Raw genomic sequence first — 13,953 nt, forward strand, 5'->3', positions numbered from 1 at the left:
AACAATGATTACTTCGCACCACCAAAAGCAGTGTCATAATCACGATTAGCAAATTTAGCAATCCCTGCTAAAGCGGCAGCATCTGCACCATAGAAGTGACCTTCAGATGTACCAACCGCTGAGCTATTAGCTACAGCGGCACCTGAGAAGCTGGCATCAGCACTATTAATCGAAGCATTGATAGCAATGCTCAGACCAGTTCGGCTCATTGTTCCAGATAAGTTACCCGTGCCAAAGTTAGCATTCAGCGTTCCGGTCAGTAAGTTAGAGCCGTTGTAATTGTTGATACCTTTAACAGTGTAGGCGGCTGTACCAGTGGTTGGCATGGTAGTGCCTGTGTCATCACCAGAGTAATAAACCACGCGAGTTGGATCATTTGTGGTGCCATTTTGTGACCATTCACCAAAATAGACTTCCTGTCCTGATACCTGAGCAAAATCAAAATTCCCCAGTGCAGCATGAGATGGGGGCATCATCGCGGTAGTAATGGCATAAATATTATTAGCGTCGACGCTACCCAATGATTTCAGGCTAGAGAAACTAATCATCGTGCCACCATAGAAGGCATTTACGCCCACACCAGGCGCACCAACCGTACCCGGATGATCAGGTGATGTACTGGTGGTGCCACCAACGGTGATCGTTCCTGAATAACTTTGACCCGATTCAGTGGCATGTGCCATGCCTGTGAAACTAAGCGCTAAAGCAAGAATGGATAGTTTTTGTACTGTTTTCATCATATTGTCCTCGTATTTAAAAAATAGTTAGTTATTCGATAACACTGCTTTTTTTGAGAAACCACCTCCTTGTCTCATGATTAAAATTTAGCCGTGAGGCTGAGTTTGAATGTGCGTCCCGGGGCGGGAATAGCAGAACGACTCATCGGATCGATGTAATATTCATTACTGAGATTAGTGCCGGTCAGTTCTACACTGATGTCATCGTTTAACTGGTAGCTGGCATAGGCATCAAATAGCAGAATGGTGTCCCATGACAGGGGGGTATTCGCGTAGTAACTAATGGCTGAAGGATCACGGTAGTTACTTTCAAACTTGTCTTCGTGTTTGTAGTAATAGGTGACACGACTTCCTAGCTCTAATTTACGATTGAAAAATCGCCCGCCCAGCGTCCAGTTTGCGGTGTATTCCGGCATCGCCATGCTCACCAGATAACCCCCGACAAAGCCATCTTCAACACAATCACTGGTGGATCGATAATCGAGCACAACAGCAGTGGATTCATCACAGACTTCATTTTCGAAGTTATAGGCCAGGCTCAAGTTGGTGAAGAAACCGCCGTTGTCATAGCGTCCCTGAAACTCAATGCCTTCCAGTGTTTGTTTTTCCAAATTACTGAAGTGACTATTAGGATCACGTTCGATAACGTTTTCAGTGCGGTTATAAAAGTAACTGAGTTTGATATCGGCATAATCCGCATCAAAAATACCCGCCAGGTTATGAACATAACCCACCTCATAGTTATAAATATGCTCTGGTTTTAACTCATAATTTGGATTGGGCAGTGAGGCTGAAAAGCTAATGGTATTTTCAAATAAACTGGGGAAACGATAAGCTTGGCTATGGCGAGCATAGATACGACTATCATCATTCAGATCCATCGCAACAGACAGAACCGGAGCCCAACCATCACCTTTAAGGTGTTTCACCTTTTTAATGGTTTGCACATTGCCAATGACGGTCGCTCCGTTAAGACAAGCCGTCACATCGACATCAGCCGTTAAGCAGGGGTGATTATTTCTATAATATTTTCCATCTTTACCGACTTTCCAGACGCTCTCATAGGATGCCGTTTCCGTTGTACCTACAGTATCTTGAATCTGCTGGATGAATGCGTCTACGTCAGCGCCCATTGACTCCCAGAAGGCACGGTTATCCTCCCAATTCTGTATTTCTGGATCGACATCAGCCTGAGTAATCACTTTGTCATATTCAACGTGGATGGTTCTTCCTATCGTAGGCGCATAACTATTGAGGCTGGTTTTACCTGCATCCAATTGGCTTTTACGAAAGTCATCAAACGTCCAGAAAGAGGAATAACGCATGCCGGCATCTACACTAAGAAAGTGTGTGGGTTTCCAGGCAAAGTTGAAGTTCATCTCTTTTTCCTGACGACGCCCAGCTTTGGGATACATACGGAAGCTACTATCTAACTCTGGGTCACCATATTGATCATCGGAGCTTAATTTTTCATGTTGATAACGCCCACCTACGGTGAGATCAAGGTTCTCCATCAAAGCAAAGGTATTGCTCAAGGTGACACCTTGACGATCTTCTTTAGCATTCCTTAGTGCTGTATTACGAAGAGTGGTATTACCTGAGGCATTTCGCTCATAAGGTTCGTTGGGGTAACCGCCGGCAGTATAGGTATCACTGACGGTATCCGTTCTCCAGACACTCGCGTAAAAGTCGACCCAGCGATTGGTTTCAGGGTTGAGTTCGTATTCGAGGTTGTAGGCTTTGGCTTTGACCTCACTTAAAGGCCATTGCGGTACGCCTTCATCGACGGCTCTTTCCCATGAAATACGTGACGGGAATATTTCACCATAGGTGGTAGAGGTATCCCGATATCCGAATGACAGGATCTCAACATCACTGAATTTGAGTTTGGCTTTGGCTAACCAGGATTCCATTTCACTGGAGGTGTTGGGTAATTCATCTCCTGGCTTATAGATATTTGCCAGGTCCGGAATCATATTGTCTTGAAGATTATCTGAGCCGCGGGAGTAGAAACCATCCTGATGTTTACCGGCAAAATGGTTACCTTTTTTGCGGTAAGCGTAAGCCCCCATCAGATCAAATTTTTCCTGACGCGTACCAACGGCCAGGCGATAGGCATAGTCAGCGAAGTAGTCTTGCCCACCAGAATGAGGTTCGACATAAAGCGTTGGATCGTAGATATCACCTTGAGCATCAAAACCGGGAATATCTGTGTAGGACTGACCGCTGGATAACCGGGGCACATTTGCATCCACTGCATTATTGCTGCCTTCGAGTTTGAGCTCACCGCCAAATGCTTCACCCGGTTTTAGAATGTCATCCACGCTAAGCGTGCTAGCAACAATGGCACCGCCGATACCACTATGGACATTACGCTCAAGGTTGGGGCCTTTTATCGCTTTGATATTACCGATGAGGTTCGGATCGATATAACTTCGGTTATTGGCACCGTTATAACCACGCCAGATAGTAATCGCCTGTTCGGTGCCATCGATTGTGAGTGGTACACGACCAGGGCCCTGAATGCCACGGATATTAGGATCAATCCCGCCACTGTTACGCGCATCCGCACTATAAACATTGAGCATGCCACTGAGCATATCGGCGGGTGATGAACCTTTAAATCGCTCTAACTCTTGTTTGCCGACATAGGTGCTGGAGATATTTTTATCATACACATCGTTATAGCCAATGGTGTCCTTGGTCAGGAGCATCGTGTCGCCCACAATGTCAATTTTTCCCAAATCCACACTGCTTTCATCTTCAGATAAGGTCAGAGTAGGGACGGGTTCAATACGGTAGCTGCCGTCAGGCTGTTGGATGGCGGTCAGCCCAGAACCTGCGAGTAAGATTTGCAGACCTTGTTGAGCGCTATAGTCACCCACCAAGCCATTGCTGTGTTGATGATTGACCAAAGAGGAGTCAACATACAGGGCGATGCCTGCATTGAGGCCAAATTGACGTAAAACCTGATCCAGGCTGCCTGCAGATAAAGAAAAAGACTGAACATCCGTGTTGCTGTCTTGTGCATAAACGTATTGGCTGACACCGGCGAACAAACCTGTGGCAGCACACATATTAAGCGTTATGAATAAAGTGGGTAGTCGCAAGAAACGACGTAACGGCATGTTTCAGTTCCTTCAGTATTTATTGGTCAGTAAAAGTGGTTTGTACTTGTAATACCGAACGTGGAATGAAAATCCGTAATAATAATTATTCGCATTAACTGATTGTTAGGCGAGCTGATCCCTGTGAAGTGGTTATCCATTTGTTTTTATTTGGGAAATTTAACGAGTGTGATTAGCTAAGAAAGTCGTTAACCACAGAAAAATTAGGACGTCAGTGGTTTGATACTGACCCAGTAAGGAGTGAAGTAGCTGACTCTGACAGGCAAAATTTCAGTGAGCTGTTCCAGCACCCGATCACTATCTTGTACAGAAAAAATACCGGTAATCGTTAAACGTTTGAGTTCGGGGCTAACGCGAACAATACCTGTGCGGTATCTGGCTAGCTGTTGGACAAACTCATTTAACGGCATATCTGCTACCGCGAGTTTACCTTCCTGCCATAAGCTCGAGACAGGATCCGCCTGGAACGGCTGAGCGATTTGGGCTGCTGAAAAGTTAACACCTTCACCAGCAGGAACTATGGTGTGTAAGTCAGGTGTTTCTGTTGGTGTGATTCTCACCCGACCTTCAAATACCGTTAATTGTGTATCCAGCGCTGATTGCTGCACATTAAATCGTGTACCTAATGGTTCCATTACACCATCGCGACTAACAATTGACAGAGGCCGGACATCTTTACCGGTATCAATCGCGATTTCACCATGAAGTAAGATGATTTTACGAGAGACCGCGTCAAATTGAACATCAACCTTACTGTCAGTATTGAGTGCTAATGTGGTGCCATCGCTTAATTGCCAATGACGAATCTCGCCTTTGGCCGTGACATAAGAAGTGCCATTCATCTGTGAAAGCAACCAGCGATCCATGCTTATTGCTCCGACACCGATGCCAACACCAGCCACTGTTAGCAGTTGGCGACGACTGATACCACTACGATGTTGTAAAACTTTGCTGCCGACATGTCTGTCGGGCACCGCGTTAAATTGCTGTTGCAGGTTTAACACTTGTTGCCATGCTTTTTCATGAATAGGGTCAGCTTCAAGCCACTGCTGAAAGTTATGCTTATCCTGCTCAGATGCATCATCTGCCCACAGTCGTGCCGCCCAAATACAAGCTTGATTGATCGGATCGGTTTTAGTGAGGGGCTGTGTCATGGAGCAGTTTTTCTCAATAATAAGTTTTAAGATCGTGTTGAGACATGAGTAGAAAGCGGATATTTTCACACTTGATAATGAGATACATTATCGTTTAAGCGTCTGCTGATCAAGCTTTATGATCCTTTGATATCTCAGCAATAATTTTGAAGGCAGAGGGTAAAAAGAAATCATGTGCGATATCACTTTTAGATCAGGAAGACCTAATAAAACAGGTCAAAGCGGGTGAAGTATCACTGGTCGATAAAAGCCTGTATCTGCTGGTGGCAGGGGGTGATGATGTACAGGAACGGCAGGATATTGAGCTACTGGCAGACAGAATGAAAGCCCTATCAGTCTATGGTTTTCGAAGTGACTATTACCTGCAAGAAGGGGAAGATCATATGTCCTTATCTATCACCATCGCTCACCGTGTCTTACGGCAAGCGTTTAATCCAAGAATTCGTTAGCGTCGTTTTATAGTGATATTGGGCACAACCAAACTGAGTCCAGTGATTAAATATTTTCTCTTAGACCATGTGCACTTAGTCTAGTGAGCTTTAAGCTTTCCAATATCCGGATGCAAAAGTGTGTTTTTCTTTGTAGCTCGATTTTGTTTTTAGACGGTTTTTCATGTCTCTACCTTTTTCCTTAGCTGGCCAGAAATTTAGCAAGTCTCGGTTTGAAAAACAGTGACATCATTACTGACATGAACAAGCCAAAAGGAAGCGCGGTAATAAATGCCTGTGCCCAAGCTGAAATAAATGTTGTTGTATTTGAAAAACCAAGCGTATTTGCTGTTGTACTGATGGCCATAACAGTTTCCATAATTAATGCCATTGATAAACCGGTGACTAATTGCTGATGTGTGGTTTTGCTATTAGACATGAAAAATTGCACGACCTTGCCAATCAGTGACATAAATAACCACCCTATCGGCATCATGATCACTGTCGCGATAACAAACGATGATAACCACTGCGTCATAAAGTTTTCTGTGAGACCTACATTTTTATAGGTCATGATGGCGGTCAAGGTTCCTCCTACAGTCATCATGATGGAGGCGATCACCAAAATTTTTATATATAACGGCCGTTTTGTTGCTTCAGTATTCTTTATCATGTTTTTCACCTACAATTTTGTCCTTGCAGTAATAATTGTTGACAATAACAACTATAATTTATGATAGATGATAATGTCAACTACAATTAATAGAGGTTTATATGAAGGCAAATATCCTTGAAGCGACATTTCATTTAACGCATGCAATTAAGCAGCAACTGAGCAATCAGCTTGAAATTAAAAAGCTGGGTATTGCCCCCATGCATATTAGAGTGTTAAAGGTTATTAATGAGAACAAGTCTTGCACTGCTATGGATATTGCAGCGCTTTTTAAACGCGATAAGGCGCAAATTACGCGCCTAGTTAAGCTGCTTCTTGATCACGGTTATGTTAAAAAACAACCTAACCCTGATGACAAGCGTAGCCAGTTACTTGTGTTGACTTCCAAAGGCATGGCCTTGCAAGAAAGTTTGCTGGGAGTTTCTGAAGAAATGCAAAAGCAAATTACGCAAGGTATTGATTCAGAAGATTTACAGACCTTTGTTATGGTCGCGGAGAAAATGACAAAAAATCTTACGAGGGGGGATTAAAGGACTATATGACGTCGACTGCTGCTGATGGCTTTCTACAAACAGTCAATGGCACTTAGGCCCAGCCAGCTTGATTTTGTGGTCAATAAAGCCTTTATAAACGGATGTTCAAAATCGAGTCATAGTAATCATTTCGACCAAACTCAATTAATATCTGTACATTCCCAATGAAACCCTATACTGTGTACCCAGCTCGAAAGTAAGACTTTTATTTATACTCTCCATCTCGTTGTTTTATTCGTAATTCCCCGTCCTGAAGTTTCTAGATTCCAGCTCGTTTTCACGCTATTCAAGCCTCTAGAGGCATTTTTTATATTCAAAATTCAGGTAATTATTATGTCAAACACAGTTAATGGAACAGTAAAGTGGTTTAACGAAGCGAAAGGTTTCGGTTTTATCGAACAAGAGTCTGGAGCAGACGTATTTGCCCATTTCAGTGCTATTGCTAGTTCAGGTTTCAAAACCCTAGCAGAAGGCCAGAAAGTTGAGTTCACTGTGACTCAGGGTGCAAAAGGACCACAAGCTGAGAACATCGTAGCCGTATAAGCTCGTTCTCGGTCATAAAAAAGGGCAAGTCCGCAAGGATTTGCCCTTTTTTTTTGAAGTTTATATGGCGTTTGTGATCAATTACTTCTGCGTATAGCTATCAAACCGGGCGATGTACTCTTCGAGATTTTGATTGAGCATTTCGGCATAACGCTGAGTGAAGTATTCGATGGCGGCTTGTTTTTCGGCTTGCAGGTTTTCTGCGTTTTCAACAGAACGGGCAACGCTGAAGGCATTGAAGCGGGCGGCTGAAAATAGCACCGCTGTATTAACGTCTTCTACCGAGCTTTCTGCTGCTTGCTCATTGGCAATAGCAACGAACTCATCAACACGTTCTTGAAATGTTTTGCTTGAATTTTCACTCATTCTTTTTCTCTCATTGGTTTTATTGATTTGAAATGTATTGTCAGTAGCTAGGATGTTTTATTTGTTATATCTGAGCTATTTGAACGCTGGTCATCATAGCAGATAGGGGGCACGATAAAACCACAGCCACGCTAGATGTATGCTCCACAATTATAGAATTAGCTTCAAAAGAGTATTAAAAAAACCGGTCAGGTGACCGGCTTTTTTTGATAATTGGAAAGAAAAATGATTACTAGAAGTCATAGCGTAATGTCACATTCGCATTTCTTGGAGCACCGTAAGCGAGTTGACTATAAAATCCGATCTGACTGTAATATTCCTCATCAAACAGATTATTGATATTCAGTTGAGCACTAAGCTCAGGACTGAATTGGTATTTTGCCATTAAGTTCACCAGAGCATATGAATCTTGTTTTAACTTTTCAGCTTGGCTGAGAGGGTTGGTGGCAATGGTGTAGTTTGAACTCTCCCAAGTGAAACCACCCCCAAGCAATAACTTGTCGATTTTGTAGGTAGTGAATAAGTTTGCTTTACGACGTGGGTGGCGAGTGTTTACATCTTCACCATCAGCATCTTCGGCAACGAATTGTGACCAACCTGCGGTAAGGTTCCAATTCTCTGTCAGTGCACCAGTGACTTCAATTTCAAAACCCTCACTTGTCGTTCCCTCTGCTGCATACGAAGCTTGGTTGATGGAGCCAGGAATCAAGTAACCAACATCGTCCTGTGCCAGGTTGTCTTGTTCTATACGAAAGACAGAAAACATGGCATTAACACGGCCATCAAGATATTCAGCTTTTATACCTGCTTCGTAGTTTTTGCCCTCGATAGGATCGAGAAAGTCGCCATTTCTGTCTTGTGCATTTTGCGGGTTAAAAATATCGGTATAGCTCACATACGTCGAGTAGACATCATTAATGTCATAAATTAGCCCCGCGTATGGCGTGATTTCCTGATGGTGGTTAAATCTATATGTGTCACCGTTCCATTCCATACCACTGATTTCCCAATTGGTAATACGGCTACCAACGATCAGTTGTAATGGATCTGCCAAACGCAGTCTAGCTACGGCATAACCACCAACTTGTTTAGTGTATTGATTAGTGTATTCAGCCTTCGCACCCCATGTAGGTTCTGCATAGGAGCCATCCCATTCATAAAAATTACCCACTGATGCTACGTTGCTGGCTGATCGTCTATTTGTGACAAGATCTTGATCGCTATGCATGAAACCGACGGTAACCTCATGCTCTTGGTCAAAGAGTTGGAAAGGGGCTGATACATAAATATCGATATTGTCTTGCTCACGTCGGTTGTCGTACCAGGAATTGCTTGCACTCATACCAAGACCAGTGACTTTGTCAGGTGCGCCTGACAAATAGGCTAAGCGTAGGTCTGCATCATTGATGGTTTTGCTGTAAGCGGCATAGAGTTTTATGCCTGAGTCGAAGGCATGTTCAATGTTGGCGTAATAATTTGTAACGGTTGAGCTCCACTCACCCCAGTCTGGAGCGGTGGTTTTTGAACGGCTCCAGTCAGTTCTACTGCCATCACTGAACCATACTGGTAAACCACCCCATTGCGTACCCTTAGGTTCGTTACGTTGCTGGCTTGCACCAATATTCACTAGTGTATTGTCAGTGACGTCGAAAGCTAACGTACCTAAAAAGACTGACTTCTCATTTTCGGCAACATCAACAAATGACTTTTCATCCGTATAACTGGCAACAAAGCGGCCACGAATTGTACCTAAATCATTCAGTGGAGACTGAACATCCAATGTACCATTGTATTTATCCCAGCTTCCTGCACTGAGTGTCGTGTAACCAGTAAATTCTTTACTATCCGCCCGCTTTCTTACTAAGTTGATAGCTGCTGAGGGATTACCAGCACCAGATATCAGACCACTTGCCCCACGGACGATTTCTATCCTGTCATAAAGGATTGGATCAGCAAGTGTCTCACCAGCTGACCATCCAGCTTCCCAAGCTGTGGGAACACCGTCAATTTGTATGTTAGTGATATCAAATCCACGTGCGGAAAAGCCACTACGAGAAGAGTCGTATGCTTTGGATGTCACGCCGGTTACTTGGTTAACCACATCAGTCAGAGATTCGAGATCCATATCTTGTATGACTTGTTGTGTAATTACTGATACAGACTGTGGTGTTTCTCGAAGAGATAAACCAAGCCGAGTGGCTGTATTGCTGGAATGAGTCGTATAAGAGCCTGTGCCTTCAGTTGATGTTTGCGAATCACCCGTAACAGTGAGTGCATTGAGTTCCACGGATCTTTCATCTTCCTTGTTTTGATCTTCTGCTAACACTGTCGTTGATAGGCTCCCGATAGCTACTGCAATAGCGAAACTAAGTGGACGGAATTTATCTTGCATTGTGTTTTCCCCGAAATTGTTTTGCAGGGAATTCTAATTCAGAAGAAATCTTAATTCAAATGATAATCATTATTGTTTAACTTGACGATTGTTTCAGGGCATTATCAATAAATTAATTCTTGGTGGTTTTTACTGCAATAGCCTGAACAACTGAGGCGAGTCCAGTATGGTAAACACCTTCCGTGACATCTCTCTCGATTTCTGATAAATGCTGAAAAGTTAAGCCAGGTAATTCATTGATGAGCGTTTGTTTGGTCTGCATCAATTCAACAGATGAGCCACCGCCAGTACCATAGTGAAGTTGTTCAGGCGTATAGGCTTCCAGTAAAAATACACCGTTTGGTTTTAGTCCACGTATGACGTTTTTATAAAGCGATTTTCTGACGGCTGGTGGCAGCGGGCAGAATATTGAAATGATGCCATCCCATTGAGATTTTCCGAGATCAAAGTCAGCTAAGTCAGCATGAATACATTCAATCTTTACATCGTTTTTTTCTGCCAACCGTTTGGCTTTCTTCAGGCCGACGGCTGAGGCGTCTACGGCGGTAACCGTATAACCTTGTTTCGCCATGAAAACGGCATTTCGACCTTCACCTTCAGCGAGACTAAGTACGTGCCCTTTGGGAATGGCTTGCACATTGTCTTTTAAAAAGTCATTGGGGTTAATGCCATAAACATAATCATCGGTATCGTATCGTTCATCCCACATCATGCTTTCTCCATCTATTGCTCTAGGTGTGAAAGAGATGGTATTACTTCAAGTCAACTTGAAGTCAAGAGCGAACAGATGAAAATAGGTGATGTAGCAAAAATAACCAATCTACCCACTTCTACCATCCGCTATTACGAGGAAAAGGGGCTGATTCAATCCACTGGTCGGAAAGGTTTAACCAGAACATTTTCACCTGATGTTTTAGAGCGGTTGGCATTAATCACCTTAGGCCAAAATGCTGGATTATCATTAGATGAAATTCGTTCAATGCTACTACACGATACCGTGGATATTGATAGAGAATTGTTGCTAAAAAGGGCAAGCGAATTAGATGAAAAAATTAAACAGATGACGGCGATGAGAGATGGCTTACGCCATGCTGCAGCATGTAAAGCACCAAGTCACTTGGAGTGTAAGACCTTTCGTCGCTTGCTCAACATTGCTACTAAAAGATGGGGTAGGCCAAAAGCTTAATTTGTAATGCTCGCTGTAAATAAGTCATTACTTACTGCCTGATAAGAACAGACTTCACGATATTAAAACCAATGGCTCCCAAGATGACGCCCGTGGCTTTATCAATATAAAACGAGAGTCGGGTGAATTTATTTCTCACCGTCTGTTTGGATAATAAATAAATGATGGCCACATCCCAGCAAAACACAACCAGAGTCATCCACACGCCTAGCAATATTTTAAACCCAAGACTAACCTCTGGTGTCAGCGCCACGGTGAATAAGCTTAAATAAAACAGTAAGTTTTTTGGGTTCAGTATGCCGGACATAAAACCGGTGATGCATTCTTTGATAAAGCTGATTTTTACTAATTCAGTGTTGTTAGCTGATGAGATAGTCAGCTCCTGATAGGCTGACTTAGGGGTTTTGAGAGCATGAAATGCTAAATAAAGCAGAAATAAGCCACCGATAATTTTTAATGCCATCATCAATGAAACCGACGCAGCCAGGATGGCGCCAACACCAACAAGACATAAACCAATATAAACCGCATTGGCTGTGGCAATGCCTAATGCTACACCGATGGCCTTTTTACGATGACCTTTCATGGCACTTTTCACCACTAAGACAAAGTCCGGGCCGGGGCTTAATAAGGCAAGAAAATGAGCAACTGCCACCGCGAAAAAAATACTAACTAAACCAAAATCCATGCAAATTATCTTTCTATTTGATGTTTAGAAAGGTACAAATTTACTTTTAAAAACACAAATAAATTATGTCTGTTTATCTTATCGACTTTCCCCCATGCCATCGTCACAGATCATTTACTTTGATAATAGGTGAGTGAATGTTTAGATAAAACTAAGCGGATCACAGGCCTTCAACACCTAGCTGAGCTAATGAATAAGGCATTAATTTCATGATGAAATAGTCATGTTGAGACTGGCTTTGGACCACGAAATAGCGTCACTTCAGGCCATCACAGCATAGGTCCTAATCTCTTCCTTTTTTCATCTACACAAATTTCACATTACGCAGCTAAATCTGAGCTAAGGAGGGCCAATTATGAGAAAGAAATTCACACCGTTCGTTATTGTTTTTATGTCAGTTTTGACACTTGCTGCTTGCAATGATGATGAGTTTTCGCAGGATGATTTTAGTCAGGATGACGGCGACTTCACTGCCGTAGTTCCTGTACCTGCTAATTTGCAGTCTGGTATGCCAGAAGAAAAACCAAAAGAAATGCTGTCGGTGGCAGATCCTACTCGACCTGAAGTCTGGCTATTGTCCTTATATCAACAAAAGCCTGAGCATGATCCTGATCGTGATGTGTTTTATTACCAATCTTTGCTGGACAAAATATTGCCCCATGTTCATGAGGATAAACGGGTTGTCAGCAATCGCTTAGTGCAAGTGACACGGCAGTTGGCAGATAAAGGCATAGAAGCAGATCAGGACGAGTTGCTGGTAGATTTTGCCCATTATTTGCCGGCCGTGAATGGTAAATATGTGTTTGGTGAGCTGATCGCAAACTATAGCAACCTACGACAACAGAATATTGATCATGAGCAGGCGATGAAGACATTGTTTGAACTTATTTAATCAGGGAGGGAGATGATATGGACGTATTACTTCAAAGTCTGCTTGTGTGGGCACTCACTCTGACGGGGTGCGATGATCCTGGCTATCTGCCAAAAATAGAAGCCGTCAGTCATGAAACGCTCGCCACAAAACTGTGTGATTTAGATTACTGTACTGCCGTGGCTTATTACGATAGCCAAACCGAAACGATTTTCTATGACAACCGTATGGATCTGAAAACCGACGATGGTGCCCGAGGTTTTTTGCTGCATGAAATGGTGCATTTTCTACAAGATAAAAATGGTGAAATAAAACCTGAGGATATGGATTGCCAAAGCCGAATAGCCATTGAACATGAGGCCTACCGTGTTCAACAATTTTTCCTGAAAGAACACCAAAAGGACACATTCCAGATCGATATGGCTGTGGCCGTATTACCGAGTCTATGTGCTGAAGAGGGGGAAACAGTAAAATAGGGCTTAGTAATATCTGTATAACACGTGGTCTGGCTGCCTATCATTTTGGCATAAACTGTCAGACCTTTGAGATCTTAGTACTGAGCCTAAAAAATGAGTATACGCATAGCAACAAAACAAGATGCACATGATTTGGCTGAACTCGTTGGCTCACTTTCACACTACTATCTTGAGGACCCAAATAGACCACTTCCGGAGTGGTTTTTATCCTCGATTCAGCCTGGTTCATTTGAATCGCGTCTCCAGAGTCCAGACTATTTAAATCTTGTGTATGAAGAAGCAGATGAGATAAAAGGCTATATTGCTATCAAGGCTGCATCGCATCTTTATCACCTGTTTGTTAGTGAAGAGTTGCATGGAAAAGGGATTGCCAAGCAATTATGGCAACAAGCAAAGTCTATGCAGCCTAAATCACAGTCTTATGCTTTGCGTTCTTCGCTTTATGCTGTGCCCGTCTATTTAAAATTTGGCTTCACTAAATCAGGCCCTGTCGGGGTCAAAGATGGCATTAGCTTTCAACCAATGACGCTTGGTACAAAAAGTTAGTGATCACATATCGTTTGATAGCTCTGTAGTGGATGTTTGCTCTAGGCGAGCTTATGGGCTGGGATACTAACTTGCCAGATACTAACCAGTCATAATTTCCAGGTTATTGATAAAGTCAGATAAAAGCTGTTTCCGCCCTGAGCCAATGTAAAGAAAATCTGGTTCACAATGTCTGAAATGTTGCTGTTGCTTCAGGCATATTTTGATATCAGAAAGCGGTACAAACGTATTT

General features: G+C 43.0%; 15 protein-coding genes. 7 read left to right on the forward strand and 8 right to left on the reverse strand.

The features are described from left to right. Positions 1–8 precede the first annotated feature (8 nt). From B2248_RS11700 to B2248_RS11710, 3 genes are all read right to left on the reverse strand, one after another. The gene (locus B2248_RS11700) at positions 9–737 is read right to left on the reverse strand and encodes a Slam-dependent surface lipoprotein (RefSeq protein WP_273179416.1); all 729 of its coding nucleotides are present in this window, start codon (positions 735–737) and stop codon (positions 9–11) included. Between the two features lie 80 nt (positions 738–817). Then, positions 818–3,865, reverse strand: coding sequence for a TonB-dependent receptor (locus B2248_RS11705; protein ID WP_273179418.1), 3,048 nt, complete (start codon positions 3,863–3,865; stop codon positions 818–820). A 203-nt stretch (positions 3,866–4,068) separates the two neighbouring features. Beyond that, complete coding sequence (locus tag B2248_RS11710; protein ID WP_273179420.1) at positions 4,069–5,019, reverse strand: FecR domain-containing protein; 951 nt, start codon at positions 5,017–5,019, stop codon at positions 4,069–4,071. A gap of 146 nt (positions 5,020–5,165) precedes the next feature. Here B2248_RS11710 and B2248_RS11715 point away from each other — a divergent pair, with 146 nt between their 5' ends. Then, on the forward strand, positions 5,166–5,468 hold the full coding sequence (locus B2248_RS11715) for a hypothetical protein (protein ID WP_273179421.1): 303 nt from the start codon (positions 5,166–5,168) through the stop codon (positions 5,466–5,468). 181 nt (positions 5,469–5,649) lie between these two features. Here B2248_RS11715 and B2248_RS11720 read toward each other — a convergent pair whose 3' ends face one another. Continuing rightward, a complete protein-coding gene (locus B2248_RS11720) occupies positions 5,650–6,120 on the reverse strand; it encodes a DUF2798 domain-containing protein (protein WP_273179423.1) in 471 nt (156 codons plus the stop codon). Between the two features lie 101 nt (positions 6,121–6,221). On the opposite strand from B2248_RS11720, the gene B2248_RS11725 reads away from it, so the two are divergent. Together B2248_RS11725 and B2248_RS11730 are read left to right on the forward strand one after the other, a co-directional pair. After that, positions 6,222–6,650, forward strand: a complete 429-nt coding sequence (locus B2248_RS11725) for a MarR family winged helix-turn-helix transcriptional regulator (RefSeq protein ID WP_273179425.1) — start codon at positions 6,222–6,224, stop codon at positions 6,648–6,650. Positions 6,651–6,986: 336 nt separating this feature from the next. Then, the gene (locus tag B2248_RS11730) at positions 6,987–7,196 is read left to right on the forward strand and encodes a cold-shock protein (RefSeq protein WP_007144101.1); all 210 of its coding nucleotides are present in this window, start codon (positions 6,987–6,989) and stop codon (positions 7,194–7,196) included. Positions 7,197–7,277: 81 nt separating this feature from the next. Here the strand turns inward: B2248_RS11730 and B2248_RS11735 are convergent, their stop codons facing one another. The 3 genes from B2248_RS11735 to B2248_RS11745 form a co-directional block, all read right to left on the reverse strand. Beyond that, positions 7,278–7,562 carry a DUF3144 domain-containing protein gene (locus B2248_RS11735; protein ID WP_273179428.1) on the reverse strand — a complete coding sequence of 95 codons (285 nt, stop codon included), beginning with the start codon at positions 7,560–7,562 and terminating at the stop codon, positions 7,278–7,280. Between the two features lie 232 nt (positions 7,563–7,794). Further along, complete coding sequence (locus B2248_RS11740) at positions 7,795–9,954, reverse strand: TonB-dependent siderophore receptor (RefSeq protein ID WP_273179430.1); 2,160 nt, start codon at positions 9,952–9,954, stop codon at positions 7,795–7,797. A gap of 112 nt (positions 9,955–10,066) precedes the next feature. Further along, positions 10,067–10,666, reverse strand: a complete 600-nt coding sequence (locus B2248_RS11745) for a class I SAM-dependent methyltransferase (RefSeq protein WP_273179432.1) — start codon at positions 10,664–10,666, stop codon at positions 10,067–10,069. Between the two features lie 75 nt (positions 10,667–10,741). Here B2248_RS11745 and B2248_RS11750 point away from each other — a divergent pair, with 75 nt between their 5' ends. Further along, positions 10,742–11,140, forward strand: a complete 399-nt coding sequence (locus tag B2248_RS11750) for a helix-turn-helix domain-containing protein (protein ID WP_273179435.1) — start codon at positions 10,742–10,744, stop codon at positions 11,138–11,140. 31 nt (positions 11,141–11,171) lie between these two features. Here B2248_RS11750 and B2248_RS11755 read toward each other — a convergent pair whose 3' ends face one another. After that, positions 11,172–11,828, reverse strand: a complete 657-nt coding sequence (locus tag B2248_RS11755; RefSeq protein WP_273179437.1) for a LysE family translocator — start codon at positions 11,826–11,828, stop codon at positions 11,172–11,174. A 355-nt stretch (positions 11,829–12,183) separates the two neighbouring features. On the opposite strand from B2248_RS11755, the gene B2248_RS11760 reads away from it, so the two are divergent. The 3 genes from B2248_RS11760 (at position 12,184) to B2248_RS11770 (ending at position 13,721) form a co-directional block, all read left to right on the forward strand. Continuing rightward, the gene (locus B2248_RS11760) at positions 12,184–12,720 is read left to right on the forward strand and encodes a hypothetical protein (RefSeq protein WP_273179440.1); all 537 of its coding nucleotides are present in this window, start codon (positions 12,184–12,186) and stop codon (positions 12,718–12,720) included. Between the two features lie 17 nt (positions 12,721–12,737). Next, complete coding sequence (locus B2248_RS11765; RefSeq protein ID WP_273179441.1) at positions 12,738–13,175, forward strand: hypothetical protein; 438 nt, start codon at positions 12,738–12,740, stop codon at positions 13,173–13,175. Positions 13,176–13,268: 93 nt separating this feature from the next. Next, entirely contained in the window at positions 13,269–13,721 is a 453-nt protein-coding gene (locus B2248_RS11770) for a GNAT family N-acetyltransferase (RefSeq protein WP_273179442.1), read from the forward strand. The last annotated feature ends 232 nt before the right edge of the window (positions 13,722–13,953 follow it).

The sequence above is a fragment of the Methylophaga sp. UBA2012 genome, assembly GCF_002335235.1.
GTDB classification, from domain to species: Bacteria; Pseudomonadota; Gammaproteobacteria; order Nitrosococcales; family Methylophagaceae; genus Methylophaga; species Methylophaga thalassica.